This is a genomic window from Pleionea sp. CnH1-48, assembly GCF_024124665.1.
Classification (GTDB): domain Bacteria; phylum Pseudomonadota; class Gammaproteobacteria; order Enterobacterales; family Kangiellaceae; genus JAMXSB01.
In genome coordinates, this window is sequence record NZ_JAMXSB010000003.1 from 486,931 (window position 1) to 513,180 (window position 26,250).

The 26,250-nt window shown below is 43.6% G+C and carries 27 protein-coding genes and 3 tRNA genes; 18 read left to right on the plus strand and 12 right to left on the minus strand.

Translation table 11 applies throughout. From position 1 onward, the window contains the following. Positions 1-64 precede the first annotated feature (64 nt). On the plus strand, positions 65-433 hold the full coding sequence (locus NH399_RS07185) for a hypothetical protein (RefSeq protein ID WP_253038037.1): 369 nt from the start codon (positions 65-67) through the stop codon (positions 431-433). Positions 434-576: 143 nt separating this feature from the next. Then, positions 577-1,626 carry a hypothetical protein gene (locus tag NH399_RS07190; RefSeq protein WP_253038039.1) on the plus strand — a complete coding sequence of 350 codons (1,050 nt, stop codon included), beginning with the start codon at positions 577-579 and terminating at the stop codon, positions 1,624-1,626. Positions 1,627-1,735: 109 nt separating this feature from the next. On the opposite strand, the gene NH399_RS07195 is transcribed toward NH399_RS07190, so the two are convergent. After that, entirely contained in the window at positions 1,736-3,226 is a 1,491-nt protein-coding gene (locus NH399_RS07195; protein WP_253038041.1) for a FimV family protein, read from the minus strand. Positions 3,227-3,638: 412 nt separating this feature from the next. Here NH399_RS07195 and NH399_RS07200 point away from each other — a divergent pair, with 412 nt between their 5' ends. Then, a complete protein-coding gene (locus NH399_RS07200; protein ID WP_253038043.1) occupies positions 3,639-4,268 on the plus strand; it encodes a methyltransferase in 630 nt (209 codons plus the stop codon). Between the two features lie 30 nt (positions 4,269-4,298). Here the strand turns inward: NH399_RS07200 and NH399_RS07205 are convergent, their stop codons facing one another. The 5 genes from NH399_RS07205 to NH399_RS07225 all read right to left on the minus strand — a co-directional run bounded on the left by NH399_RS07205 (position 4,299) and on the right by NH399_RS07225 (position 10,052). Then, a complete protein-coding gene (locus NH399_RS07205; protein WP_253038045.1) occupies positions 4,299-5,009 on the minus strand; it encodes a hypothetical protein in 711 nt (236 codons plus the stop codon). A gap of 54 nt (positions 5,010-5,063) precedes the next feature. Further along, on the minus strand, positions 5,064-6,647 hold the full coding sequence (locus NH399_RS07210) for a hypothetical protein (RefSeq protein WP_253038047.1): 1,584 nt from the start codon (positions 6,645-6,647) through the stop codon (positions 5,064-5,066). Between the two features lie 380 nt (positions 6,648-7,027). Then, complete coding sequence (locus NH399_RS07215) at positions 7,028-8,029, minus strand: GAF domain-containing protein (protein ID WP_253038049.1); 1,002 nt, start codon at positions 8,027-8,029, stop codon at positions 7,028-7,030. A gap of 296 nt (positions 8,030-8,325) precedes the next feature. Beyond that, positions 8,326-9,291, minus strand: a complete 966-nt coding sequence (locus NH399_RS07220; RefSeq protein ID WP_253038051.1) for a lipopolysaccharide assembly protein LapB — start codon at positions 9,289-9,291, stop codon at positions 8,326-8,328. A gap of 17 nt (positions 9,292-9,308) precedes the next feature. Beyond that, on the minus strand, positions 9,309-10,052 hold the full coding sequence (locus NH399_RS07225; protein WP_253038053.1) for a hypothetical protein: 744 nt from the start codon (positions 10,050-10,052) through the stop codon (positions 9,309-9,311). A 135-nt stretch (positions 10,053-10,187) separates the two neighbouring features. Between NH399_RS07225 and NH399_RS07230 the strand changes: the two genes are divergently transcribed. Beyond that, on the plus strand, positions 10,188-11,345 hold the full coding sequence (locus NH399_RS07230) for a sensor histidine kinase (protein WP_253038055.1): 1,158 nt from the start codon (positions 10,188-10,190) through the stop codon (positions 11,343-11,345). After that, positions 11,345-11,992 (plus strand): response regulator transcription factor, encoded by a 648-nt coding sequence (locus NH399_RS07235; RefSeq protein ID WP_253038057.1) that lies wholly within the window; start codon positions 11,345-11,347, stop codon positions 11,990-11,992. Before NH399_RS07230 ends, NH399_RS07235 begins: the two co-directional genes overlap by 1 nt. Positions 11,993-12,000: 8 nt before the next feature. Here NH399_RS07235 and prmC read toward each other — a convergent pair whose 3' ends face one another. Genes prmC through hemA form a run of 4 tightly spaced genes read right to left on the minus strand, consistent with a single transcriptional unit; the run spans position 12,001 to position 16,107 of the window. Next, positions 12,001-12,837 carry a peptide chain release factor N(5)-glutamine methyltransferase gene (prmC, locus tag NH399_RS07240; RefSeq protein WP_253038069.1) on the minus strand — a complete coding sequence of 279 codons (837 nt, stop codon included), beginning with the start codon at positions 12,835-12,837 and terminating at the stop codon, positions 12,001-12,003. A gap of 2 nt (positions 12,838-12,839) precedes the next feature. Continuing rightward, positions 12,840-13,742 carry an aspartoacylase gene (locus NH399_RS07245; RefSeq protein ID WP_253038071.1) on the minus strand — a complete coding sequence of 301 codons (903 nt, stop codon included), beginning with the start codon at positions 13,740-13,742 and terminating at the stop codon, positions 12,840-12,842. Then, positions 13,739-14,827: a peptide chain release factor 1 gene (prfA, locus tag NH399_RS07250; RefSeq protein WP_253038073.1), complete on the minus strand. Its 1,089-nt coding sequence runs from the start codon at positions 14,825-14,827 to the stop codon at positions 13,739-13,741. Before prfA ends, NH399_RS07245 begins: the two co-directional genes overlap by 4 nt. 17 nt (positions 14,828-14,844) lie before the next feature. After that, positions 14,845-16,107 carry a glutamyl-tRNA reductase gene (hemA, locus tag NH399_RS07255; RefSeq protein ID WP_253038075.1) on the minus strand — a complete coding sequence of 421 codons (1,263 nt, stop codon included), beginning with the start codon at positions 16,105-16,107 and terminating at the stop codon, positions 14,845-14,847. A 196-nt stretch (positions 16,108-16,303) separates the two neighbouring features. Here hemA and NH399_RS25435 point away from each other — a divergent pair, with 196 nt between their 5' ends. The 9 genes from NH399_RS25435 to ychF all read left to right on the plus strand — a co-directional run bounded on the left by NH399_RS25435 (position 16,304) and on the right by ychF (position 23,588). After that, positions 16,304-16,426, plus strand: coding sequence for a hypothetical protein (locus tag NH399_RS25435; RefSeq protein ID WP_256489322.1), 123 nt, complete (start codon positions 16,304-16,306; stop codon positions 16,424-16,426). 29 nt (positions 16,427-16,455) lie between these two features. Next, a complete protein-coding gene (locus NH399_RS07260) occupies positions 16,456-18,396 on the plus strand; it encodes a CDC27 family protein (RefSeq protein WP_253038077.1) in 1,941 nt (646 codons plus the stop codon). A 6-nt stretch (positions 18,397-18,402) separates the two neighbouring features. Next, entirely contained in the window at positions 18,403-19,002 is a 600-nt protein-coding gene (gene lolB / locus NH399_RS07265; protein ID WP_253038087.1) for a lipoprotein insertase outer membrane protein LolB, read from the plus strand. Positions 19,003-19,005: 3 nt separating this feature from the next. Continuing rightward, complete coding sequence (ispE, locus tag NH399_RS07270) at positions 19,006-19,857, plus strand: 4-(cytidine 5'-diphospho)-2-C-methyl-D-erythritol kinase (RefSeq protein ID WP_253038099.1); 852 nt, start codon at positions 19,006-19,008, stop codon at positions 19,855-19,857. 6 nt (positions 19,858-19,863) lie between these two features. Beyond that, positions 19,864-19,938: transfer RNA gene (locus tag NH399_RS07275), tRNA-Gln, on the plus strand. Positions 19,939-20,019: 81 nt separating this feature from the next. Next, a complete protein-coding gene (locus tag NH399_RS07280; protein ID WP_253038101.1) occupies positions 20,020-20,967 on the plus strand; it encodes a ribose-phosphate pyrophosphokinase in 948 nt (315 codons plus the stop codon). A gap of 255 nt (positions 20,968-21,222) precedes the next feature. Continuing rightward, on the plus strand, positions 21,223-21,849 hold the full coding sequence (locus NH399_RS07285) for a 50S ribosomal protein L25/general stress protein Ctc (protein WP_253038103.1): 627 nt from the start codon (positions 21,223-21,225) through the stop codon (positions 21,847-21,849). A 28-nt stretch (positions 21,850-21,877) separates the two neighbouring features. Beyond that, the gene (gene pth / locus NH399_RS07290) at positions 21,878-22,468 is read left to right on the plus strand and encodes an aminoacyl-tRNA hydrolase (protein WP_256489323.1); all 591 of its coding nucleotides are present in this window, start codon (positions 21,878-21,880) and stop codon (positions 22,466-22,468) included. Positions 22,469-22,496: 28 nt separating this feature from the next. After that, entirely contained in the window at positions 22,497-23,588 is a 1,092-nt protein-coding gene (gene ychF, locus NH399_RS07295; protein ID WP_253038113.1) for a redox-regulated ATPase YchF, read from the plus strand. Between the two features lie 71 nt (positions 23,589-23,659). On the opposite strand, the gene NH399_RS07300 is transcribed toward ychF, so the two are convergent. Continuing rightward, positions 23,660-24,301: a peroxiredoxin-like family protein gene (locus tag NH399_RS07300; RefSeq protein ID WP_253038114.1), complete on the minus strand. Its 642-nt coding sequence runs from the start codon at positions 24,299-24,301 to the stop codon at positions 23,660-23,662. Between the two features lie 156 nt (positions 24,302-24,457). Here NH399_RS07300 and NH399_RS07305 point away from each other — a divergent pair. The 4 genes from NH399_RS07305 to NH399_RS07320 all read left to right on the plus strand — a co-directional run bounded on the left by NH399_RS07305 (position 24,458) and on the right by NH399_RS07320 (position 25,891). Beyond that, positions 24,458-24,534 (plus strand) — tRNA-Met (locus tag NH399_RS07305). A 95-nt stretch (positions 24,535-24,629) separates the two neighbouring features. Further along, a tRNA-Gln gene (locus tag NH399_RS07310) sits at positions 24,630-24,704 on the plus strand. Positions 24,705-24,810: 106 nt separating this feature from the next. Then, entirely contained in the window at positions 24,811-25,383 is a 573-nt protein-coding gene (locus NH399_RS07315; RefSeq protein ID WP_253038116.1) for a HutD family protein, read from the plus strand. A 67-nt stretch (positions 25,384-25,450) separates the two neighbouring features. Beyond that, entirely contained in the window at positions 25,451-25,891 is a 441-nt protein-coding gene (locus tag NH399_RS07320) for an NADAR family protein (RefSeq protein WP_253038118.1), read from the plus strand. On the opposite strand, the gene NH399_RS25850 is transcribed toward NH399_RS07320, so the two are convergent. After that, on the minus strand, positions 25,888-26,169 hold the full coding sequence (locus NH399_RS25850) for a hypothetical protein (RefSeq protein ID WP_371876062.1): 282 nt from the start codon (positions 26,167-26,169) through the stop codon (positions 25,888-25,890). The genes NH399_RS07320 and NH399_RS25850 overlap by 4 nt on opposite strands. Positions 26,170-26,250: the final 81 nt, after the last annotated feature.

Here is a 26,250-nt window from a genome sequence, read left to right on the forward strand (position 1 = left end):
AACCAATAGTATAAAGAGAGACTATTTGAGATTTTGGAAACATTAGTAAAGGAAGAACCTACCAATGCCGAAACGATTGGAGTTTGAATGGCCCAATGGACGTGCTCCCTTACACAAAACAATCATTACCGTCCATGCCATTCGCAAGCCTAATCTCCTACAGAGTGTCACTCGCTCCCCTTCTATCAGTAAGCTTCCGAATCCTATCACTATCGAAGCCAAGGTGTACCTGAGTAATCACTTCGTCTCTGGTGAAACGATCCATCTAACCTTGCCAGAAGCAGAAGTGACTCCGTTGATTGAAGGGCAATTATTGGCTATCGGAACTCAAAAGGCTCCTGTTTGCACTCAGGTTACTTTAGTGCCAGCCGATGCCTCAGATCATGCTCTTTGGCTAGAGCACTGGGATGGACAGATTACTTCAAACGACTAAAAAGACATTCACCTTTATCTAGCGATGCTCAATATTCTCTTTGATTCTCTTTAAACTCGGCCAACACGAGGCCGATAACCTAAACAGAAGATACGATAGAGGTTAACGAGTTCATGAGATTTTTCGGCTTTATAGCGTGCTTAATGTTTGCAGCAGAATCCCTTGCAGCCCCAACGGTGTTACGAGAACCCGAACACCTGCATGGCAAAATGACACGTTATTACAGTCACGTTCACTGGCAGAAACAGCCCGGTAATCCTATTCGGGTACGTTTGTTACCGGGGGTCAACTACACTGGCAAGTCTGGTTTTGACATTAATGCCCTCAGCGGCAAAGAACACAATACAGAAGTGCGTACTATCCCCAGCACTTTAGAACACCTCTATGCTCAGCTAATCAATAACTCTAACATCCTTAAAGTAGATAACAACCAATTCGAGTACTACTTCCAAATTCATATTCAGGACTACAATACGCTTTATGCCCCCAGCGATTCCAATGACTTGCTATCACTCTGGTTTGCCCATATTGATCGAGCCTGGTCAATGATGAGTTATGACGATACCCCAGGTTATAGCGCTATTTCATTGGTGCTTTATAACAAGGAGTTGGAGCCTGTTCTAGAAATCCCGGTAATGAGCCACATGTACCCCTGTGAACGGGCCTCTAAGCCCATGACTTTTTCGCCGGGCCAGTATCAGGCATTTTTTGACGGATTAGCAACGACAGCAACAGGTCAATCTCTTATTAGCGCCGTCAACCGAGGTTTAGTAGAAGTGGCTGCTTTTTTTAAGAATCGCTCCGTAAGAGGTCAGATTTTACGAGTGGATAACCAGGATATTTTTATTAACATTGGTATGGGACAGCTGTATAAAAATGAAAGAGTCAAACTGATGTACAAAGACGACCCCGTGTTGCCAGCCTATGCTGTTGGCGAGTTGCAAGTCGAAGAAGTTTATGATGATTATGCGTTGGCTTATGCCGTTGACGTTCGAGCTTCAAATGTTGTGGCAGGTGACGAAGTTGTATTAAACAAAATCATAAAGAAAAGACAATTTGTTAGTGTTGCAGGCAAGCCGATTCGCTGCAAAAACCCAGATACAAGAGAACAAAGACATTTAGCAAAACCCAAACAGCAAGACACGGCCAACAACTATGGTTTTCAGTGGCAGTTACCTGATCAGGAGCATTAGTTAGGAATTTACTTAATCGATAAGTGAAGCCTCCGCCTATGCTCATCGTCAGATAATAAGCAAAGCGGCGGCCAATAGACTTTTTTACTCAAGATAAAAGAGCACTAGCTCAAGAAACCTTCTTCATTATACTTAGATTATCAATGCTGTATTTTTCTTCCCAACTATCGTCTTGTACGATCATATCAGGCTGTCCATAATCAACATCCTCATCTAACTTATCAGCAACGGCCTGTTGCATCTTTCTGTCTATTTTTTGCTGAAGCGTTACACGCAACTTTTCTAATTGCTCGTGCATCAAAAACTGTCCAGCATACTCAGAGAGTTTTTGATTAATCAACAAACGAGCTAAATCGTATCGCTCATGTTGGATATAAAGATCAGCCATATTTTCGTATAACTCTAGCTGCTGTTCCATCGAGTAATGAGGCGATAATGGAAGCACCAACTCTGGTGCTTCTGATACTTCAATTTTATGAGAGCGAACATCATTACGTAATTGCTTTTGTAATTGCAGCAATGATTCTCGAGCACGAAAACGCCACCAGATATAAGACATAAAACTCAGACTGACAAAAAGCATCAGAGATCCAATGACCAAGGGCGTCGTTGATTTCTGTATTGGGATCTCTGCCAGCAAAATAGGAGAACTACTGATGGGAGGCATAGTATCCGGTGAGCTATCCCCTAGCGTTTTTGCAGTTTGGGATGCCAGCTGCTGAGCCTGATAACGTTGCATGTCTTCAACCTGTTGAATCATTTGCTCCGCAACTTGAAGTTGCTGCTTCAACAATCGATTGTTAGCCTCAAGTCGGCCTAGCTCATTGGAAGACTCTTTAACTAACTTATCTAATCCTTTGGTTTTCGTATTTTCATGTTGTGCAATGAGCGTATCACCGTAAGATGTGTCTGGTTTAGAAAAAGAGGGAAGCATTATCTTAACACCCACTTTCAAACGGGCAGAATCTCCATTAGTAAATGCGTGTGGATTATGCCTCAAGATAATGTCCATTTTTTCTTGCTGACTTAAAATAGTCGTTTTCCATTTAGCGGCAATCGCCCATAAACTATCACCAGTTCGAGTCATGTGATAATCGTTATTGCTAGAGTTATCAGCGATTACCTTGGCAGCGATTTTCTGTCTTTCGGGTTGGAGCTTTTTGTTTGAGTACTGAGCAATCTGCTGCTCTGATGATGGCGCGATTCCGTTAGGTTGTTCTGGCTCAGGCAACAATACCACTTCACGAACCACAGAAGCGTCTCCAGTCTGAATATCTAGTACCAACTGAACAATAGGCTCACTCACCGCTTCAGTGCTTTCAACATGCAACCAATAAGAGTTTCCTTTTCTGACCACCTTATAGGTCAGCTCAGACAGGTAAGAAGGATAATTTAACGAGAATTTGTCGTGCAGGCTCCGGTTGGCAAGGTGCACATGGAGCTCATTCGTATTTTCGGGTCTTCCAATTAAAGGAATTTTCAATTGAAGTGGTTGTTCCATCACCGCTTTTGACTCAATAGGACCAATGCCTATTGCCACGGCAGAGCTTACTTGGGTCACTCCCCAGACAAACATCCCCACCAGCAAAGCCTTCTGCATAACCTTCCCCCCCAATCATCAGTTTCGTATTTATACCCCTACTACTAAGTATGAAAGTGAATCAAGGTTTCTCAAGTCGAGATTTATACAATTAACTAATATCCTGCTCCGTTTTTAATACTCCAAGACATATTCAGCGCCCTAAGATGGCAGATAATACCTTGGCTACATGTGCTAAAAAACGATGGGCACATTCTAAGAACCACGTCACCTATCCCCCATCGTCTCTACAGCCTCCAAATCCGTAAGTTTGGCTGGAAATTTGTCAATAAAAACAGCAAAATGCGAGCACAGGATCAGAATGACCAATTTTTTACATTGGTTAGCTCTGATCTTAGCCAGTTCCCGATATCAACAGGCCCATTGGCTCAGATAATTTTGGGTAGAATAAAAACAAATTGAGGATTGAGCATTGCCAGAGTTAATTGAAGTACCAGAAGAAAACCTGTTTTACGCCTATGACGTTTTATTGATGGAAACAAAGCATCGTCTGGTAAAGAAATTGAAGAAGTACTACGAGCCCAATGTTCACGGTCATAAAACCTGGTCTTCGAGCTTTTTGTTAATGGATTACTTTTTACACAACAATGTTATGAAGCGAAGCTCCAAGGTATTAGAGCTAGGCTGCGGCTGGGGAGCAGCCTCCATCTTTTGTGCCAAGAAAGGAGCAAAAGTCAGCGGTTTAGACATCGACGAAAACGTTTTTCCCTATTTAGAAGTTCAAGCAACAATGAACGGTGTCGAAATTACTCCCATTCAAAAAGGCTATGAAAAACTAAAAGGTAAAGAACTCGGTGAATACAATATCTTAATTGGTGCTGATATTTGCTTTTGGGACGAGCTAACAGAATTACTGGTCAAACTCATTCGACGTGCCATGCGTAATGGCGTAAAAAGAGTCATCATCGCAGATCCAGGCCGCTCCCCTTTCCTTGATCTGGTAGAGAGCTGTAAATCGTTTGCCAAAGTATCTGTGCACGAATGGTACTCGAGTGACCCAGAAATGTACGAAGGGTATATCGCAGACATTAAAGCAATATAATTCGAACCCTGGCTAAGGACACAAAGGTCCTTAGCTTTGTTCACCCACACCATCCATACTTTCTCCATCCACCGGCGCTTCTATCTGAGTATTGTATTGATACTCGTCTTCAGTATTAAGCAACAATATCGATAAGCTCCCTGATGATTTATTTGGCATAACATACCCTACCGATCGCCACCATAACTGAGAGGTCAGTTCCTGGTAAGCTGTATTAAATGCGTCAGCATCGTCCAGCGAAAATTCTACAAAGCAATAGCGAGTTTGGCATTGCAGAGAGCGCAAAGGATTAAGGGCCTGCTGAGCAAAATAGTCGCTGATTAACTGCTCGTGCTGGTAGTCGTGATCGCCTTGATTGAGTTCAGCCTGATAGTCTTCCCATAGAGCCAACCAATCCTCAGAACTCGCCGTCAAGAGTACCGACGTTATAGCGGGTAAGCTTTCTTCTTGAGCTATTGCATATTCTTTAAGAGAACGAGCCTCTACGGGCGTTGCTATTGATTCCACTTCAGGCTCACTGGCCACGTCTGCCACTTCGGTAGGACTTTCTTCAAGCAGTGAAGGATCATGATCGTGCCACTCATGATGTTTATGATCATCCATGATGGAACCATGACTCTCATGTTCACAACTCTGCGAATGTACCATGTCTGGATGATGCTGAGCAGAGGCTCCAGCCAAATAGCCCAACGCACCGGCACCCAAAACACTTATCAAAATATATCCATACATTAATTTCATTACCCAACTCCTTTAATAAGAGTCTGCACTTATGCACAGACTCTTAAGGTTCGATTACTTATGCCAAATACCACCAAAACGATGCGAACCATAACCATCAATTGCGGCAACGGCATCGGCCTTAAAGCCTTGCCCTCCATACAGATTGAAATAAGTCTGGAATGAAGAGCCCGTTAAACCATGCTTTGCTCTCCAGGAAGTTGCTGGTTTGCTAGCAAAAACGGCTGTGTAATAAGGAGTTCCATTATGAACATAAGCGTTCAAATACACAGGGTGCTTACCCAGGGCTTTTTGCTGGTTCACCTTGTTTTGATAAGCCGAAGACGTCAACCGAGAACTAATGGTCCAGCTACCGATATGACGCTTTTGATACAACACGGTGTAACGGCGTTGTCCATTGTGTGACAGTACCGAGATGCTGGTTGGTGTCATCCCCGCAGCTTTGGCTTGATTCATTACATTAATGTGTTCGTTATAACTGATGTAATGACGAGCTTTAAAACCAGTGGACTTTTTCTCAAAGATGGCACTAAAGCGTGGTCCTGATGACGACTTGTGAGAATCCACATGCACTGGCACATAACCAGCATTGACAGCACTATTAAAGGCGGCCTGATAACTGGCAGAAGAACGTCCAACGTAAGCTCTCCAAGCAATATTGGCAGGCTTCCAAACCATATTATAATAAGTATTGCTCCCCACTCGATAACCATCAAACCAACTGGCTTTGAATCCCGAATCGGCTAAGTGATCAAACATCGCCTGGAACCCCGCCGCTTTAAACCCATGACGAACATAGCGTTGGGTAACCGTTCTCGGAGCCCATAATAGAGTCGATCCAGCAGGTATTTTTTTACCAGCAAAACGCGTCCAGGTACCGTAGGGATTATTATCAGAAATAGGCGAAGCAATGCCACGACGGAATTTAATTTCTTGTCCTACACCTGCCAGTTCCAAGTGAATATGTAAGTGAGGTCCAGTGGAGCTGCCACTGTTACCCGTGCGTCCTAAATACTGCCCCTTAGATACCCATACTTGATCGGCAGGGTCGAGACCGACAAAAGTATTCATTTCATTTTCTCCCGCACGACGGTTAATCTTGCGTGGGAAGTAAGTGTCATTGTTCGCACAAAGTTGACTGCTGATGGTGCCAGGGATCATGTGAGCATAGAGCATGCGAGTGCCATCGCTATGTTCAATCCACAACATATTGCCACCACCGGGAATCAATCCATCTTTAAACTTACTGTGCAACCATTCGCGTCCTGTATCCGTATCTGAGCCGATTTTAGGCCGAGGATTTTCTGGCGCATTTCTCCAGCAGCCAACGATCTTTCCACTGCGCATGGCATAAATAGGTTTGTTATAGACAACCTTTTTGCTGTTAGTTGGATTGTTGTTGTAATTAGAGACAGTGCCCGTCACACTGGTCCAACGATCATTATCAAAATCATAGCGTCGAGCGGAAATATCGTATCCATGCTGTTGAGCGGTTGTGACAGCATGATCCCGTGTATAAAGCTTTTCGTGATCCGAAAAGTTTTGCCCCTTATAAGGCATATCATATAAGACCGCAGATGATGCAGAAGCAGTCATAATCAATGCAGCGAGTTGTGCTGACCATTTTAATAATTTCATAGTATATCCTCCATGTTGTGCTTCATTTATCCATTAAGTTTGATTTCCCTAATGAACAAATACGTAACGCGAAGAATTGTAATCAAATGGCAGCTCTTGAAGTGCTCAGCTTGTGCTCTACTTTTGCCAAATAGAGAATTAGAAAAAATATAAGTGCGTCTTTCTTCTTGCTACTCCAATACATTGTTGAATATCTTCACTGAGTCGCCCGTTAAATAATGGGGCGCTTGCTTGATACACCGATTTAGCTCACCAAAGTTCAAAGCCTCTGTGCACTTGTCATCTAGTATCATTTGAAATACTTTGGTAGGCGAGTAAAGCATTTCGGGCATAAAAAAGCCCGCGTTAATAAGCGGGCTTTATAGACGACCTTATTCCTTTTAATTTCGATGATGGCGTAAGGTTTCTTCCAACGCCCATAACTCTAACGCCAAATGACTGCGAGCTTTGGCAAGATGACGGCGAAACGTACTGTATCCCATATTAAATTGTTCAGAGAGCGTATGTTGATCGGCACCCGCCTGAATATAGCTGCGCTCTAATATACGAGACCATAGTTGCGTTGCCGGATTCTCACGAAAACTTCGAATCAAATGCGACACATGCAATTTAAGATTTTTTAAATGTTGGCTTTCACTACTTGAGCTACCTTCAATTTGGTGTCTGGCTATTAAACATTTCATTAAAGGTGAGCTGATTAACTCTTGAGAATCATTATAGTGTTTTAGTAGATGATTAGTGGCGTCACAAAATTCTTTTTGTGATAGCTCAGAGAGTTGTTGGTTGCTACCTAACAATGGTAATGCAGAATCCAGACGACGAGTATCAGAAAACTGAGGTTCAAAACTATCAATAAGCTGTTCATTCAAAGCTGATACTGCTCGCTTAAGAGAACTTTTTGCCATTAAGTGCGCTATTTTTGGAGTGACCATAGCAGCGATAGCATTGAGCATAACTTCATCTTCTTCAGAAAAATAAGCCAGCTCAGGGTGCTCAGAATCAATCACTCCATACACTTCGCCATCATACACGAGTGGCACCGCTAATTCTGACAGTCGGCATTGATCATCAACAATGTAGTGCTCATTTTCACGAGTATCTTCTACACGAATGCTGGACTTGTTTTGAGCAGCCATACCGACAACGCCTTGCCCGCTACTTAAAGAAAGTGGTGCAATAATCTGCCCCTGCTCGCTGCATTTATTGCTGCCCGCAGCGACCTGAACAAAGGTGTCTTTGCGGGTGCGTAAATAAATGACGTTATCGGGCAATGATAGTGTTTCTTGTAACGAGGAGGCTAAAGCCATGCAAACCTGATCGACAGACTGTAACCCCGATAGCTGGGTATTGATATCCAGAGCTTTTTGCAGCAAAGCGGTCATAAGAACATTCCGTGTAAAAAAAATCTCAATTTAATAGTAATGTACTGCAAAGCCATCGCCTACCGCAACTGAAAAAGTCTGAAATTGATTTAAGAAATCTCTTACAAATAGCCTTATTGTTCATAAATGGAATATAGCGCACACTTTTGATGACAATAGTGAGAGTGGAACCTCAGTTTCGCTTTTCCGTAAATCATAAAACCATAAATATGATGTGTTTTAAAAGTCACCAAACATCCATTAAAAAAGGCCTTAAACAAGGCCTTTTTCATATAGCAGGATAAAACCATCTTGAATTAAAACCAATTTCTTTGCGCACTTTTGATTTGTCGTCTCAGCCCTTTATCCTTAATATCTTTACGTTTAAGCTCGGTAATAATTGCTTTTGCCTGATCGGTTTTTTGGGATTTGTAATACAAAGACGCAAGTCGAAATTTAGCCCAGTCTTTATCCGGTAAACCTTTGGGAACAGGAGCACTGATATATTGACTTAAACTTTTAATGCCTTTTTCATGCTCTGAGTCACTAAACACAGCGGTTCGTCCAACCTGATAGAGGGCGGTGTAGTAATCATTACTCTTAGTCGCCTCCATTCTTTCTGCATCAACCGCTTGAGTAAATGCAGCAAACGCATCTTCGTATCGTTGCATCTGCTGATACGTAAAACCAGCCTGTGCCATCGCTCTTGCAGATGATGGAAACTGTTGTGCCAACTCTTTGGCAACACGCAGCATGTTATCTTCATCATCGTCATCTCGATAGTAACGAGATTCACTCACCAGGCCTTCAAGTTCATCCACCTCTTTGAGCTTTGCAATCATAGCCACCGCTTTTTTATTAGAACCTCCAGCGATCACAGGTACATTAATATAAAACTGAATCAGCCCCTGAATGGCTCTGGTATGACTGGGCTCTAACTCAATACTTTTTAACAGGTGATTTTTAGCATCTGTCGCATAACTTGCCGCCGAAAAAATGGAAGCATTTGCCGCCATTCTCATACTTAACATTCCGTAAGAGTAGTGATAATCAGCATTGTCTGGCTGAAGCTCTAGCGCTTTTTTAAATAACTCTGCAGCGACTTCCAAATCTGCATCAGCAGCAGCCTTTTTCCCTCTCTCAAAATAGTCTGAATGATGATTTTCTGCGGCTCCATCTTGTACAGTGGCAGCGGACTGGGGTGAAGATGGTGCCAACAACGCATCTGAAGTCATTGGAAGAAGTAACCCACCAATCAAAATCAAAGTGTTTAATTTATGCATTGTATTTCCTCCGAAACTTACGCAATACGATATTGTTGAATGTATTTTTTCTTGAATGCAGACATTGAGATAACACCAATCACGGCTGGCAAAATCCAAGGTATCACCATTAAGTTGCCAGTTAGTAGCTCGGCAAATAACTGACGTCCACCAAAAGCAAAGAATGCCGTATAAGCTCCGATACCACTGCCAACAATGCCTCTCATGTGAGCAAGAATCCACTCTCGCTGCTTTATCTCGGCTTTATAGATGTAGTGCGCCATACCAATCGAGTTGGCCAAACTCAATCCAGCAAATACCTGCAATAACAGCATGCCTTCCAGAGTTCCGATAATCGCCGTCACAATACTTAATAAAAATAGCCCAATGATCAAACTCAGGTGTTTCCAGTTGCGCATCAGTTGTCGATTAGCTTTAGCTCTTAATACCTGAATCGAGTGATAGGTACTATTAAATACCAAAACCGAAAGCATCAACAAAAACCAGGAAAACTCTCGGTACCCTTCGGCCATTCGAGTCGCGGCTTCAAAACTCAGGTTTCGTTCGGGGGTTCGAACGCCAATAGGATCCATAAGAGCCAGAGTGGTCAGTAGCACCCCACTTACTGCAATAATAAACATGGAGTTAGCAAACCATCGACCATAGCGCAAATGTGGCTTAGAACCTTTCTTTGCGAATAAGGGCAGCCAAAAGACAATTAAGGCAAAGCAACCAACGCTCACGTGCAAATAGAAGGCAACCTGATGAATAATATGTGACATGTTAATCCCCTGTGTCTACAAACTGAGGACCATGGTAATCCTTTGCTTATCTCAATATGAGTGCCAAAAGTCATGTTTATCAATCGTGACTTTTGGCCTATAGGCATGATCAGGAAATTTAGTCATACTATAAGGATGAAGCTATTTAAATTAGAACTGGTTGCCAGTCTTGCCGGCATCGCCACCTGGGCCATAGTTGCGGGAATTACCCTCTATATACTCAGCAACCCAGCATCACCTTTTCACCATGAACGCCCCTACGTTATTGGCGGCTTTCTGGTTTACTTGTTGTGCTTTCTACTTGTAACTCGACATCACATTAGCCTGCCCTTTGAGCCTTATACACGTTACTTGTTGAATATAGGCCAGCTTCTTAGCGCGTTTTGGATCCACTGGATTATTCCGATCAATTATCTTCCTATTCTGACCATTATATGGGTAGCAACACTGCCACACTTTGTCAGTTTTCGCAGCGCATTTGTATTAATGCTCTTAACCATATTCTCATGGTATGCCATCAATGAATGGCACTGGGAAGAAGATCACTCGGTGTTTTCTGCCATGCTTTATGGCTCCTTCCACCTGTTTGCAATTTTAACCAGCTATCAGACTCAACGATCAGAGCAGGCAACCGCCGAGGCCGAACGATTGAACCGAGAGCTTCTGGCCACTCAACATCTATTGGCAGAAGCATCCAAAGAAAGTGAACGCACTCGAATTGCACGGGATCTACATGATTTGTTAGGTCATCACCTCACCGCTTTGATTATTAATCTTCAAGTTGCAGAGCACTTAACATCGGGTCAGGCAAAAGAGAAAGTCACTCAGTGTCACTCTCTGGCAAAGTTACTGATGAGTGACGTGCGAGAGGCGGTTAGCACTCTCAAGCAACAGCATGCACTCAACCTGTCAAATGCGATAGAACAAATCGCTCGGCAGCTTCCTCAGCTGACCATCCATACTGATATCGATGAACACATTCATATCAAAGATCTTGATCACGCCGAAACCGTTTTGCGTTGCATTCAAGAAAGCATCACCAACAGCTTAAAACACAGCAAAGCGACAGAGCTATGGGTGTCGATACAGCAACATCCCAGACAGCTGACAGTGAATATTCGTGACAATGGCCTGGCTCCCAAACAGGTTAACGCGGGTAATGGATTAAAAGGGATGCAAGAACGGGCAAGCCTTTTAGGTGGTAAAGTGCAATGGTCTACTCAAAAAGGTTCTTTTGAAATTAACCTCAGTATACCCATGCACTCATTAACAGAAGCAGGCGCATTTTACTAATGACTATAAAAGTACTACTCGTTGACGATCAGATGCTGGTTAGAGAAGGGATAAAAAGCCTGTTACAGCTTTCAGAAAAAGTGCAGGTGATCGGTGAGGCTCAAGATGGACAACAAGCGCTGCAAAAGATTAACGAATTAACTCCTGATGTTATCTTACTGGATCTCTCTATGCCCAAAATGGATGGCATAGAAACCCTTGAGCAATTACAAAAAGAGTGTAGTCAAATCCCAGCCATTATTCTAACGACTTTCGATGATCACGATTTAGTGCTCAAAGGTATTCAGGCATGCGCTAAAGGCTATCTGCTAAAAGACGTATCTTTAGACACTTTGATCGATGCTATTGAAACCGTCAATCAAGGCGACACCCTGGTTCAACCCGCGCTCACTGAACGATTGATGCAAGGATTGCAAAATGTGCAAACCGACTACACATTGCCAGAGAATATTGAAGATCTGACTCCTAAAGAGAGCGAAATCCTACGCCTGATGGCCAGTGGCTATTCGAATAAAGAAATATCTTCTGCACTGTGCAAATCTGAAGGCACCATCAAAAATCATGTGTCCAACATTCTCTCTAAACTGGGTGTTCGTGATCGCACCCGAGCAGTGCTCACTGCTATTGAAAAAGGATTACTACAGTAGAAGTAGAATTATGAAAAGAATCCAAGTGTCACTCTGTCCTGTCCGGCAAAATCTTTAATGCCTTCGACCTTTTGATAGCCTTTTTGAACAAATAAATCACGAACAACAGCGCCTTGATCGTATCCGTGTTCCATGATCAAGATCCCCTCTTGATTTAAGTGTTGCCGTCCCTGCTCAAGGATTTGAATGATGTCAGCGAGGCCATTATCTTGCGCACTCAGTGCCGTATCTGGTTCAAAACGTAAATCACCACGACTAAGATGCGGATCGTCTGGCGCAATATAGGGCGGGTTACTCACAATGACATCAAAACGTTTATCCTGAGGCACAGTTGACAGCCAACTGCCTTGAACAAAATGAACCTTGCAGTTGTTGCGGTCAGCATTTTGGCGGGCTGTTTTTAACGCTCCCTCCGAAATATCGACGGCATAAACGTCAGCGTCGTCTCGCTCATACTTTAACGCTATGGCAATGGCGCCTGTTCCAGTGCCAAGATCAATAATAGATGGTGCTTTTTTTCCACGAACGATTTCCAATACTTGCTCAACCAGCAACTCAGTTTCTGGACGAGGAATTAAGGTATCTGGCGTCACGCTGAAAGGCAGCGACCAAAACTCCCACTCCCCCAGAATATAGGCCACGGGCTCGCCCAAGACTCTGCGTTCAATGTAGTGGTTAAACGTTTGATACTGTTCGTCAGTGAGTAATTTTTCGGGCCAGGTTTTAAGATAAGTGCGATTGCTTCGAATGACAGCAGCCAGTAGAAACTCCGCATCTACCATCGCGGAATCAGAATCAACTAACTTGGATTCTGCCGTCTTTAATGCATCTGCAATAGAAAGCATGGTTAACCATCCTCGAACTTATCAACACCCACCTGCTTTTTTTGCAACAGGCAAAAAGCCAGTTTTTTATCGTAGTAGGCCGCTTCATTCACAAAGCTGATATAAGCAGGCTCCTCACCTTTATATCCGATGTCTTCATCATTTAAAGTTCGGAAGATGGGCTCACCTGGCTGAATGATCTGATAATCCTGACCATCAATGTTCTGGTGAACAAAGCCAATAATGTTGCCTTGTTCGTCTTGAGGTAGTTCGACTTTTCCGGTGTAACAAAGCACTTCAATACGAGAAGGCAATTGCGGAAGTGATTCTTGATTGTATTGCTCAACAAAATCCAACAGGCAATAAACCGCTTGCTCGGTTTTTTCGATGGTTTCGTGCTTCAAAACACCTTGAGGAACAGGACCAATTTCTACAACTAGATTTTTATCGGCGAGAGCGCATAAAAAATGGTGATCGGGAATAAACTCTGCTTCTGATGTGATCACAACATCCTCAAGCGTTTGCTGTGCATAAGCAACCATTTGTGTATGAAACGCATCGTGCTTGGTTAACACCAGATTCGTTTTCATATTCGCCGTAGATGTGTGCAGATCGATAATCAGGTCATATTGGCAATGACCTTTGCCGCCCAGCTGTTCGACAAGTTGGTGAGCTCGTTGCAATTCCTGATTATTATCTGACGCCATCGCCAAAGCTTCAGAACTAAAACAGCGATTAAGATCTTTATCCACATAACGTCGATTAGCGGCAACAGCCTCTGGATTGCCTAACAGCCAATCCACCTCAAAAGATTCTCGTTGAATTAGCTCTGGTCGCTGCTGCCATTTATTCAGTAAGAAAACACCTGTGACCTCATTACCATGAGTGCCGCCAACAATCAGTACTTTCTTTATTTTGCTTATCATGACTCGTCAGACATCGCCGCCAATTGATCAGCCTGATGCTCATTACTCAAAGGTTCAACCACCTGATCCAGATCTCCTTCAATAACTTCATCCAGTTTGTACAAAGTCAGATTGATACGATGGTCGGTGATGCGTCCTTGTGGATAGTTGTAAGTACGTATTCTTTCACTACGATCACCACTACCCACCAAACTACGACGAGCTTCGGATTCTTCGGCTTTGGCTTTGTCTTCTTGCGCAACCAATAAGCGAGACTTCAACATCGACATCGCTTTTGCTCTGTTTTTATGTTGCGAACGCTCTTCCTGACATTCAACCACCACACCCGTTGGTAAGTGAGTTAAACGAATCGCCGAGTCGGTTTTGTTAACGTGCTGTCCACCCGCACCGGATGCACGAAAGGTATCCACACGTAGATCCGCTGGATTGATCTCAATGTCATCCATTTCATCCGCTTCGGGCAAAATGGCCACAGTACACGCTGACGTATGAACGCGTCCCTGAGACTCAGTTTCTGGTACACGCTGAACACGGTGAGCACCCGACTCAAACTTTAATCGAGAATAAACACCGTCACCGGCAATGCGACAAATAACTTCTTTGTATCCGCCGTGCTCACCCGCGTTTTCACTCATCACTTCGAGCTGCCAACGGTTTTTCTCGGCATACTTACTGTACATACGGAACAAATCGCCAGCAAAAATTGCCGCCTCATCGCCACCAGTGCCTGCTCGCACTTCTAGATAAATATTTTTCTCGTCATTGGGATCGCGAGGTAGCAGTAATTTTTGTAATTCAAGCTCAAAAGCTTCGATATCTACCTTGCCTTGCTTTAACTCTTCCTGTGCCAACTCACGCATATCAGGATCAGAATCCTTTAACATCTCTTCAGCAGCAGCGACGGAATCAACAGCGCTTTGATAATCCTTAAAAGTTTTAACAACATCTTCAAGTTGTGAGTATTCTTTAGATAAGTCACGAAAACGGTTTTGATCGCTGATCACTTCTGCATCGCTTAACAAAGCACCCAGTTCTTCATGACGCTCAACCAATGACTCTAGTTTAATAATAATGGATTGTTTCATTGCTTTTTATCAATACCTTAATCTTCTAATTCATTAATACCGAGTACACGGCGCATGAGTGACATTGACTGAGTGTCGTGATGCTTGTCAGCTTCGCGTAAATAACGGGTGGGGGCATGCATAAACTTGTTAGTCAATCGATGAGCTAACTGCTGCACCACTATTTCGGCATTCTCACCTTGTTGTAACAGTAATAAAGCTCGCTCCACTTCGGCTTGCTTTAGTCGTTCGTATCGAGTGCGATAGTCTTTAACCAAATCAACATTGCGCAACGACTGTATCCACACCATAAACTGCTCAGATTGAGATACCACAATATCTTCAGCTTCTTCGGCTGCCTGTGCGCGCGCTTTAATATTCTCTTCTATCACTTCTTTTAAATCATCAACCGAATACAGATAAACATCTTTTAATTGACCGACTTCGGTTTCAATATCTCTGGGTACTGCCAAATCAACCATAAACATAGGCTTATGACGACGCTGTTTGACAGCATGCTCGACCATTCCTTTTCCAATAACGGGTAAAGGACTTGCCGTCGACGCAATAACAATATCCGCTTTCGCTAACCACTCATGCAAGTGCGATAAACTAATCGCCTTGCCAGAAAACTGTGCCGCTAACTCTTCTGCTCGCGACAGAGTTCGGTTAGCCACGATAATATTATTGACGCCCTGATTGTGTAAGTGCCGTGCAGCTAGTTCAATCGTCTCACCCGCCCCAACAAACAGCGCAGTCGATTGTTTGAGATCTGTGAAAATTTTCTTTGCCAGCGTCACAGCAGCATAGGCAACCGATACCGCACTGCTGCCAATCTCAGTATCCGTTCTTACTTTTTTTGCCACCGAGAAAGTTTGTTGGAACAGCTTATTTAATAAAGTACCGACTGTACCGGCTTGTTTAGCCTGATGAAAAGCATCTTTCATCTGCCCCAGGACCTGCGGCTCACCCAACACCATAGAATCTAAACCGCTGGCCACTCGCATCATGTGAGCGACGGCTTCTTTATCTTGATGGTCGTAGAGGCAATGATCTAATGCGCCCTGTTCGAGAGTATGATAATCAATCAGAGATTGCTTCAAGCGCTGCGTAGCCTCGTCGCCACCACGAAAATACACTTCCATTCGATTACAGGTCGACAGCACTGCCACCTCTTCAAGTGCTGCATTTTGCAACAACAGAGGCAGTGCTTCCTGTAAGGAAGAGGGTTCGAATGCAACCTTTTCTCTTATTTCTACAGGTGCTGTTTTGTGATTTATCCCCAAAACGGAAACAGGCATACGGTACTTTGAGAAGCCTTACATCGGTATACCACCACCAATTACGCCTTTGAGGGAATTTACCGCCTCGAACCGGGTCATAATTAGGAGCAGCTCTATATTAGTCATCTGGCTATTATATCACTGCTTATGGACCGATGGGTAACTTATGGTAATTGGCTTTTGATAACAAAAGCCCCATAATGGAAATTACTCTGTGCAGATTTCAAGGGCCGCTGATTTTTCGTTGATTATCACTATTGCTCCTGCCGAACAAAAAATAGGCATTGGCAGTGGAACACCAACGAAAGACAAACAGCCCCTATCAATAGGTGTATGACTGATTTGAACCTTTTAAAAAAGCTCAAAATGCGCTCAGTTTCGGTGGCCGTCATGACGATATTGCTCACCTCCTGTGCGTCTGTCGAGAAAACAGAACCTTCGTCGACTCCCACCAAACAACAAGAAACCGCTCAACTAAGTGACCGAGCACGCGCGGAACTGTATCAAGCCATATTAGCGGCCGAAATCGCCGAATCCAATCAAGATAAAGAGTCTGCACTCACTCACTATCTGTATGCACTGAGTTACTATGCAGACGAAAAAGTAGCCAAAGATGCCGTTAGGTTGGCTATTGGCCTAAACGACTCAGTCGCATTACTTGAAGCATCCAAAGCTTGGTTGAGTGGCGCCCCAGACAGCGTCCAAGCACAACAAAACATCATTTTGGCTTATATTCGGCTAAACGAAGTCAACAGTGCTCTCAACTACGTTAAACAACTCATTCGTCAATCAGACAGCAAGACAAAAGCCTTTGAACATCTTTCTGCGATGGTACGAGCAGGACTAAGCCCAGCCATTGTTGAGCTTTGGCAGCAACTTCACGAAGAGCGGGCCGACGAATTAAGCCAGACTTTACTCGCCTTTACCTGGCGCGAAGCCGCTGTCGTAGCCAAAAATACAAACTACCTGCATAAATCCAGTATTGCCATCGATCAGGCATTAGCCATTAATCCCGACTTCAATTCTGCGGTCCAGCTTAAATATCAAATATTGCGCGATTTAAACACTCAAGATGAAGCCCTTGACTATCTCATCTCTTTAACGCAAAAAAAGACCAAAAGCAGCTCCGCCTACTTTTTGTTAGCTCAGCATTATTTTAAGCAAGGTGAGTATTCTAAAATTGTCGACCTGGTTCCTCAGTGGCAAGACCATGCCCCAGAAGATAAAGATGCAGCTTATCTGTTAGCCATCAGCTATTACAGCCTGGAGCAATACGACAATGCTCTTGAGCAATTTAAATTGCTGGCAGCGAAAGACTATCAACCAGATACCTCTTATTATTACTGCGGTGATAGCGCAGAACGTCTCAACCAGACAGAAGACGCCCTCGCCTGTTTAAGTAAAGTAGGTTATGGAAAATACTGGCTACCAGCACAACGCAAACAAACGCAGCTGCTGTTAAAACAAAACCGCTCCTCACAAGCGCTTAAACAACTCAAAGACTTAATCGACAAAGCGCCGCCCGAGTACACTGAGCAACTGGTCACTCTACGCGCGGATTTGTTGCAACAACTTGATCGCTCTCAAGAGGCTCTGGACTGGTTATCGCCTTTTATTACTCCAGCACTGACTTCGCTCGATATTCCTTACGTACAACTAGAGATCACGCTAAAACAGAATCCACAGGCTGACGTTCTTGACTCTATAGACTACGTCGGTCAACGTTTGAACAACTCCTTAAGAAAACAATGGTATCTACAGGCCAGTAATCTGTTAACAGAACAGAAGCAAGCACATACAGGGCTAAAGATCCTTGATAATGGGTTGAAGCTTTATCCTCAGGACATTGAGCTTCAATATGCCCGCGCCTTAACGCGCGAACAAACAGGACAATACCAGCTCATGGAGCAAGAATTAAAATCCATTCATGCTCAGGATCCCGAAAACCCTCACATAAAAAATGCGCTCGGCTACACTTTGGCGGATCAAAAGAAAGAACTGGACTTTGCCCTCACACTGATTCAGGAAGCCTTTGATGAGCTACCCGATAGCGCAGCAGTACTGGATAGTCTTGGGTGGGTTTACTACCGTTTAGGCAAGCTTGATCAAGCGGAAGAAAAACTCAAAGCTTCTTATAACAAAAGCTCAGAGCCAGAAGTTGCCTCTCATTTGATAGAAGTCCTATGGCAGAACGGCAAAAAAGAAGAAGCTCGTACTATCCTGACGCAAAACTGGAAGCTTCATCCAGACAATAAGCATTTAAAGGCTGTACTAGAACGCCTGAACATACAAATACAAACCGACTAACTCATTATGAAAAAGTTTATCTTATGCCTGATATTGACTGGCTTATTATCAGGCTGTTCTTTGTGGAAAACTCAAAACAGCATTAGTATTCCGGCTAATATGACCGTCGAACAACGCCAGACCTTCTTATCTAAAAGACATTTTTGGACCATGCAAGGCAGAATCGGCATACTGACAGCAGAAGAATCAAACAGTGCCAGCATCGAATGGCGCAAAGAAGGAGAGCGAACTCACATTCGTATCTCTGGCATGCTAGGGCAAACCTACGCTCGGCTAAGCAAAGGACCAGAAGGCGCTAAGGTCGAGTTGTCTGACCAAACTTACACAGGAACAAATGCACAACAGCTTCTGTATCGAACCACTGGCTGGAACATTCCAGTGGATCAGCTAGAGCAATGGATTCTGGGCATCTATACCAACAACGCTAACTATCAAAATAATACCGATGGTTACGTCGAGCATATTTATTTCGATCAATGGCAGATGCAGTTTCGTACCTACAAAGATTTTGCAGGACTCATCATGCCCAAAAAACTGCGTGTCACTCATCCAGAAGTGACCATTAAATTTTCTGTCCATGGCTGGCAGTTCACCAAAGAGTCTTAGTGTATGCAAAATCATTCTCTGTGGCCTGCTCCAGCAAAGCTGAATTTGATGTTACGTATCACTGGTCGTGCACCCAATGGCTATCATTTATTACAAACCGTTTTTCAACTGCTGGATTATGGTGATGAGTTAAGTTTTGAACTCACCTCGCAAAGCGACATTCGATTAACCTGCTCTATTCCAGAATTAGAAACAGACGACAATTTAATCACTCGAGCCGCTCGCGCACTAGAACCCTTTCGCAACAATAAAAAAGGGGTTCATATACACCTCGATAAAAAGCTACCTATGGGTGGCGGCGTTGGAGGCGGTAGCTCAGATGCAGCCACTACCTTGGTGGCACTCAATCAACTCTGGCAATGTGAGCAATCAACCGAACAGTTGGCTGATATCGGCAAAACCTTAGGCGCTGACGTCCCTGTTTTTGTGCACGGAAAAACCGCCTGGGCAGAGGGCATTGGTGAAGAGTTAACGCCCATAGACATACCGCCCCAGCACTATCTGGTTGTTTATCCTGAGTGCTTTGTATCGACCCCCAGGATTTTCGGTCACCAAGCATTGACACGAAACTGCGAAACGTGGAAAATACGCGACTTTCTCGCACAGGGTCAGCCTTACATCGGCGAAAATGTAATGGAAAGTGTGGTCTTTGACCTCTACCCTGAAGTCAAAGAAGCGTACGATTGGCTAATACAGCACAATCCAAACACACGAATGACCGGTAGCGGAAGTTGTTTGTTTTCAACCTTTGACAATCAGCGAGAATTGCGTAAAATAGCGGCCCTGTGCAGATGGCCACACTTTATTGCCTCAGGCGTTAGTGAGTCTGCACTGCTTTCTAAGGTTGCTAATTAGCATTACTGGGATGTCGCCAAGCGGCAAGGCAGCGGGTTTTGATCCCGCCACTCGCAGGTTCGAATCCTGCCATCCCAGCCATTTTCTTTCTGGTTTCAATATTTGAAAAATCAAGCTAAGCTTTCTTCACCAAGTTAAATCTTTATCAACCTGGGGCTATCCATGTCTGACATGATGCTATTCCGTGGCAACGCCACACCCGACCTCGCCCATGAAATCGCAGAAAAACTAGATATAGAATTAGGCGAAGCCACTGTAGGCCGCTTTAGCGATGGCGAAATTAATGTAGAAATTCTTGAAAATGTTCGTGGTAAAGACGTTTTCATTATTCAATCCACATGCGTACCTACAAACGATAGCGTCATGGAACTGGTCGTTATGGCCGATGCATTGCGTCGTGCCTCTGCAGGCCGAATCACGGCTGTAGTACCTTATTTTGGTTACGCTCGTCAGGATCGTCGTGTACGTTCTGCGCGTGTACCAATCAGTGCCAAAGTGATTGCCGATATGATGGCGATTGTTGGCATCAACCGTGTACTCACCGTTGACCTTCACGCAGACCAAATTCAGGGCTTCTTCGATATTCCGGTAGACAACGTTTATGCAACGCCTGTTTTACTTGAGCACATCGAAAAGCAATCAACTGAGAACCTGATGGTGGTTTCTCCGGATGTTGGCGGTGTTGTTCGAGCGCGTGCTGTAGCCAAGCGCTTAAACGATGCAGACTTGGCCATCATCGACAAACGTCGCCCGAAAGCCAACGAAGCTCAAGTAATGCATATCATTGGTGAAGTTGAAGGCCGTGACTGTATTATCGTTGATGATATGGTCGATACAGCAGGCACTCTATGTCTGGCTGCGAAAGCTCTGAAAGACCACGGTGCCAAATCGGTTGTTGCTTACTGTACTCACCCAGTACTTTCTGGCAAAGCGATTGCGAACATCAACGGTTCAACCCTTGATAAGCTAGTCGTTACCGACACCATCCCATTGAGTGACGACGCCAAAGCATGTGAGCGTATTGAGCAAGTCACCATGTCAGACATTCTTGCTGAAGCAATTCGTCGTGTAAACGAAGAAGAATCTTTGAGCACAATGTTTCTAGATTAAGTAAGCACCTGCTTACTTATGAAGTAAAAAGCCTGCCTTTGATTGCAGGCTTTTTTATATCTGCGCCAAAAACCAAACATTTGTTGGCAGTAATTTAAATAGTTTGCCCCTTAGCTATAAAACCTCCGTTTTATCCCACTTAACATCTTTACCCTCTCCTCCACAAACTGTATAATTTGCCGCCCCTTACTTAGGGGATCGTTCAGCTCTGGTCGCGGACGCTGGATAACTAATCGACATTTTTGGAGAAATAACATGAATTTATTTGAACTGAATGCTGAATTGCGTACAGACATGGGGAAAGGTGCGAGCCGCCGCCTACGTCGTTTAGCAGACAAAGTCCCAGCCATCATCTATGGCGGTGACAAAGAGCCTCAAGCGTTAACTCTGGATCACGCAGAAGTACTACAACACGTTGAGCACGAAGCATTCTACTCTCACATCCTTAAGCTGATCATCGACGGTGAGAAGCACAAGGTTATCTTGAAAGACATGCAGCGCCACCCTTTCAAGCCTAAAGTTACTCACATGGATTTCCAGCGTGTGTCTGACAACGACACTATCCACATGGCAATTCCTTTACACTTCATCAACGAAGATGTATGTGCAGGCGCGAAAGCTGGCGGTACTATCCAACACCACATGAACACTGTAGAAATCTCTTGCTTAGCAAAAGATCTTCCTGAATTCATCGAAATCGACTTGGCTGATCTGGACGTTAACGGTGTTCTTCACTTATCAGACATCAAATTGCCTGAAGGTGCTCAGATCCTCGAATTGAATCACGGTGCCGATCACGACCAAGCTGTTGTTTCAGTACACCGTCGCGGTGGTGCAGCTGAAGAAGCAGAAGAAGGTGCTGAAGCCGAAGCAGATGCATAATTTGCTGAAGCCTTAATAGAATTACATCATGTCATCTATTAAGTTAATTGTGGGCCTGGCTAATCCAGGCTCACAATATGAAGATACCCGCCATAATGCAGGTGCCTGGTTTATCGAAGAACTGGCACGAAGCTATCAGATTTCGCTTAGCAGCGAGTCTAAATTTTCAGGCCTCACAGGCCGTGGTCTTATCCACAATCAAGACATTCGTCTACTCATTCCAACTACGTTTATGAACTTAAGCGGTCAAGCCGTTGGCGCAATGGCGAACTTTTTTAAGTTGGCACCAGAAAATATTCTCGTTGCACACGATGAGTTAGACATTGGCCCTGGCCAAATACGCCTAAAGAAAGGCGGCGGCCATGGTGGTCACAATGGATTGCGAGACATCATTGCAAAACTTGGTAACCAAAAAGATTTTTATCGACTGCGAGTTGGGATAGGCCACCCAGGCGACAAAAACAAAGTCACTAACTTTGTACTTGGTAAACCACCCGCAAAAGAACGCAAAGCCATTGACGATGCAGTTTATGAAGCGGTCAGAAGTATTGAACCTATCATTACTGGCGCTCATGACAAAGCTATGCAACATTTACATAGCTTAGATCTGCTAAGCTAAACCCAAACAACCTGAGCGAGAACAAGCCATGGGATTTAATTGCGGCATAGTTGGATTACCCAACGTAGGTAAGTCAACTTTATTCAATGCATTAACCGACGCTGGTATTGATGCACAAAACTATCCTTTCTGTACTATCGATCCCAATACGGGCGTTGTGCCAGTTCCAGATCCCAGACTGGATAAACTCGCCAGTATTGTAAACCCTCAAAAGATCCTGCCAACAACCATGGAATTCGTGGATATTGCGGGTTTGGTTGCAGGGGCTTCTAAAGGTGAAGGTTTAGGAAATAAATTCCTTGGTAACATCCGCGAAACCGATGCCATTGCTCATGTCGTTCGTTGTTTTGAAAACGATGATATCGTTCACGTTGCAGGGCAAATTGACCCAATTTCTGATATAGAAGTCATCAATACCGAATTAGCTTTAGCGGATTTAGAAAGCGTAGAAAAAGCGATTTTAAAGAACACAAAAGTCGCTAAAAGCGGCGACAAAGATGCTAAGGCCGCTTTAGTCATTCTAGAAAAATGCAAAGCGGTATTAGACGAAGGTGAACCAGTGCGTTCCGTTGAGTTTGATAAAGAAGACCTTCCTTTCCTTAAGAGTCTTCAGCTGATTACAGCAAAGCCAACCATGTACATTGCTAACGTTAACGAAGATGGCTTTGAGAACAATCCTTACCTTGATTCTGTCAGAGAGTTTGCTGCCAAAGAAAACGCAGTGGTTGTCTCTGTATGTGCTGCGATGGAATCAGAGCTGGCCGGGCTAGAAGTCGATGAGCAAGCTGAGTTTCTTGAAGAAATGGGGTTGGAAGAGCCAGGATTGCACCGAGTTATCCGTGCTGGCTACGAACTACTTAACCTTCACACCTACTTTACGGCAGGTGTAAAAGAAGTTCGAGCATGGACTATTCCGGTTAACGCATCAGCTCCTCAAGCGGCAGGCAAAATCCACACGGATTTTGAAAAAGGCTTTATTCGCGCCGAAATCGTTGGCTACGATGATTATGTCGAGCATAACGGCGAGCAAGGTGCAAAAGACGCAGGTAAATGGCGTTTGGAAGGAAAAGACTACATCGTAAAAGACGGCGATGTTATCCACTTCCGCTTTAATGTTTAGATAGCCACCTCTATCTCACAAAAAAGCCTGCATATTGCAGGCTTTTTTGTGTCTGGCTGACCAACAGCGAATTATTTCTTCAGTGGTAAATAAGAGCCACCCAATGAAGTCTCTGCGGCCTTTAGTAATAATTCCGGATGTAAACGCACGTTATAGCTTGGATTAACGTAACTGAACTGAATCACACCGTCTGTATCGACAATGAATACCGATGGCGCAGGCAAGTTGCCGTTAGTTTCAGTTTTGTGCTTAGAGAATTGAATACGGTTTTTATAACGCTCCATCATCTTATCATCCAGACGAAAAGCAATGCCGAAACTCTTGGCAACATCCAATTGAAAGTCAGACATGAGTTCATAATTCAAATCATTCTTCTCGCGCATGCCATTAATCTTATCGGGCACTTCAGGGCTGATAGCCATCAACTGATAGCCCATTTTTAGTAACTCAGGCTCAATGCTATTTAGTTGACCTAACTGAGCATTACAGTAAGGACACCAGCCTCCGCGATAAAACACCATAATTGTTGGTTTTTTGGCGACATATTTACGCAATTTTACCGGCTTGCCTTTTTCATCCCACATAATGACGTCAGGCACTGACTGGCCATTAAGTAAAGGCGTCACATTGTCAGCAGAATCAGCAATTTGCGTACGATCAAAGGCCATAGTAGACGTAGCCCAGAAGAAGAATAAAACTAACCACTTTTTCATCAAAAATTCTCTTAAAATCAATCTCTTGAGTTCAAATGATGCACAAGGTTCAGGTTTGTTACAGCAATTTAAAATAAAGGTGAAATTGTTTGAAATAAGGTGTTGACAGTTTTCAGAAAAATAGGCAGAATACGCGCCTCTCACAGAGAGAGCAGTGGCAAGGTAGCTCAGTTGGTTAGAGCACATCACTCATAATGATGGGGTCGGTGGTTCAACTCCACTCCTTGCTACCACTATTTCAAAAGCCTGCGGTTAGCAGGCTTTTTTCACTTTCAGAGTGGTGTTTATTGAATAATCCTTAATCACACTCTAGGCTTTAAAGCACTACTGGGATGTCGCCAAGCGGCAAGGCAGCGGGTTTTGATCCCGCCACTCGCAGGTTCGAATCCTGCCATCCCAGCCATTTTCCTTTCTTATTTTTACATCACCTAATACCTTAAAGTCACAGTAGTTTCTCGCTGTTCGGCTGTTTATACTATTGATTAAAATTATCCATGAAAGAATCTTAAATGAACGTTACAGCACCTCATCAGTACAAATCGACGCCCTGGAAAAATGGCAAAGGCGAAACCATTGAACTCGCCATTAGCCCAAACAGCACCCTGGATAACTTTGATTGGCGTTTAAGTATTGCCACTGTTGCAGAAGACGGTGCATTTTCTAACTTTTCTGGTTTAGAGCGTAATCTGGTTCTAATCGAAGGAAATGGGCTCACACTGGAACATGACGAACAGTCAGTTGATAAGTTAGATACTCTACTCAGTTACGCTACCTTTGATGGCGGCAGTCAAACTTTTGGAACATTACACAATGGAACGATTAGAGATTTTAATATTATGCATCGTCCAGATAAGTTCGCTGCCATAATAGAAACAGTAACAGAGCAAGCAGAGTTAAAAATGCCATCCTGTGATTTTGGATTTGTGTATCCTTTAACGACAGATGTAGAAATTACTTATACTCAGAAAGAGTCCAAAGAAACACTCTTACAAGGCCATCTGGGTCAGTTCAATTCGGTACAAAAGGATAACGTGTTGATATCAGGTAAATCATTTATATTAGTTTGCTTCATAAAACGTTAAACAAACTATAGGCTGTGTTATTGAATGGAGAAATACGCTCTTAAGTAATTAATTCAAGGAAAAACTCATGAATCAGGAAATAAAGTTTTATAGCACTACGGATGAATACGGTGAGTTTTCAAACTTTGCCCCCTACCCCATTAAAATAAAAAGCAAAGTCTGGCCTAGCAGTGAGCACTACTTTCAAGCAATGAAGTTTGATAATGCAGCTGACCAAAACGAAATAAGAAAGGCTAAAACCCCAATGGAAGCAGCCAGAAAAGGCCGTGACAGAAAGAGAAAATTAAAACGAAGTTGGGAATCGATAAAAGATAATGTTATGCGTGAAGCAGTGTTACAAAAATTCATGCAACATGATTATCTGAAAGCGCTTCTTCTCGGCACAGGGTCAGCCAAACTGATTGAGTCAACCGAAAACGATAGCTACTGGGGAGATGGTGGCGATGGTTCCGGCAAAAATAAGTTAGGACTCATTCTGATGGAAGTTAGAGAAAAGCTGAAAAGTTAACCTCCCGTCAATGACTCATTTTTCAGAAAATTGTTAATAAACGAAGGATACTGTTTGAGGAACTTAGTCGTCTCTCTATAAGTCGCATTAGCCACCGCTTGATATACTTCTACGTTTATCAAGCGGTCCTTTGTTGGAGATGCAAACTCTGGATTTGCAATGTTGACATGAACAACAAAATAAAGACCGTGTTTTATAAATTTAGAAAGCTCCTCAATACTGAAAGAAGAATGACCCTGTAAATTATTCTGTGTATCTGCCAGTTCACATATATTCATCTAAGCGGCCATCAAAAACAATCATAAAATGATTTAAGGCCGCTTTCCAATTTCTAATCGGCATAGTCCACTTTTTTGAAG

Bases quoted from the DNA above. Each gene is read 5' to 3' on its own strand.
- prfA (WP_253038073.1), bottom strand. From the start codon at position 14,827: ATGAAACAATCCATTATTATTAAACTAGAGTCATTGGTTGAGCGTCAT.
- NH399_RS07235 (WP_253038057.1), top strand. From the start codon at position 11,345: ATGACTATAAAAGTACTACTCGTTGACGATCAGATGCTGGTTAGAGAA.
- NH399_RS07205 (WP_253038045.1), bottom strand. From the start codon at position 5,009: ATGAAATTAATGTATGGATATATTTTGATAAGTGTTTTGGGTGCCGGT.
- NH399_RS07280 (WP_253038101.1), top strand. From the start codon at position 20,020: ATGTCTGACATGATGCTATTCCGTGGCAACGCCACACCCGACCTCGCC.
- NH399_RS07195 (WP_253038041.1), bottom strand. From the start codon at position 3,226: ATGCAGAAGGCTTTGCTGGTGGGGATGTTTGTCTGGGGAGTGACCCAA.
- pth (WP_256489323.1), top strand. From the start codon at position 21,878: ATGTCATCTATTAAGTTAATTGTGGGCCTGGCTAATCCAGGCTCACAA.
- NH399_RS07230 (WP_253038055.1), top strand. From the start codon at position 10,188: ATGAAGCTATTTAAATTAGAACTGGTTGCCAGTCTTGCCGGCATCGCC.
- NH399_RS07315 (WP_253038116.1), top strand. From the start codon at position 24,811: ATGAACGTTACAGCACCTCATCAGTACAAATCGACGCCCTGGAAAAAT.
- NH399_RS07260 (WP_253038077.1), top strand. From the start codon at position 16,456: ATGCGCTCAGTTTCGGTGGCCGTCATGACGATATTGCTCACCTCCTGT.
- NH399_RS07285 (WP_253038103.1), top strand. From the start codon at position 21,223: ATGAATTTATTTGAACTGAATGCTGAATTGCGTACAGACATGGGGAAA.
- NH399_RS07300 (WP_253038114.1), bottom strand. From the start codon at position 24,301: ATGAAAAAGTGGTTAGTTTTATTCTTCTTCTGGGCTACGTCTACTATG.
- NH399_RS07185 (WP_253038037.1), top strand. From the start codon at position 65: ATGCCGAAACGATTGGAGTTTGAATGGCCCAATGGACGTGCTCCCTTA.
- NH399_RS07225 (WP_253038053.1), bottom strand. From the start codon at position 10,052: ATGTCACATATTATTCATCAGGTTGCCTTCTATTTGCACGTGAGCGTT.
- NH399_RS07215 (WP_253038049.1), bottom strand. From the start codon at position 8,029: ATGACCGCTTTGCTGCAAAAAGCTCTGGATATCAATACCCAGCTATCG.
- NH399_RS25850 (WP_371876062.1), bottom strand. From the start codon at position 26,169: ATGAATATATGTGAACTGGCAGATACACAGAATAATTTACAGGGTCAT.
- NH399_RS07245 (WP_253038071.1), bottom strand. From the start codon at position 13,742: ATGATAAGCAAAATAAAGAAAGTACTGATTGTTGGCGGCACTCATGGT.
- prmC (WP_253038069.1), bottom strand. From the start codon at position 12,837: ATGCTTTCTATTGCAGATGCATTAAAGACGGCAGAATCCAAGTTAGTT.
- NH399_RS07190 (WP_253038039.1), top strand. From the start codon at position 577: ATGTTTGCAGCAGAATCCCTTGCAGCCCCAACGGTGTTACGAGAACCC.
- ychF (WP_253038113.1), top strand. From the start codon at position 22,497: ATGGGATTTAATTGCGGCATAGTTGGATTACCCAACGTAGGTAAGTCA.
- hemA (WP_253038075.1), bottom strand. From the start codon at position 16,107: ATGCCTGTTTCCGTTTTGGGGATAAATCACAAAACAGCACCTGTAGAA.
- NH399_RS07210 (WP_253038047.1), bottom strand. From the start codon at position 6,647: ATGAAATTATTAAAATGGTCAGCACAACTCGCTGCATTGATTATGACT.
- NH399_RS07320 (WP_253038118.1), top strand. From the start codon at position 25,451: ATGAATCAGGAAATAAAGTTTTATAGCACTACGGATGAATACGGTGAG.
- NH399_RS07220 (WP_253038051.1), bottom strand. From the start codon at position 9,291: ATGCATAAATTAAACACTTTGATTTTGATTGGTGGGTTACTTCTTCCA.
- lolB (WP_253038087.1), top strand. From the start codon at position 18,403: ATGAAAAAGTTTATCTTATGCCTGATATTGACTGGCTTATTATCAGGC.
- ispE (WP_253038099.1), top strand. From the start codon at position 19,006: ATGCAAAATCATTCTCTGTGGCCTGCTCCAGCAAAGCTGAATTTGATG.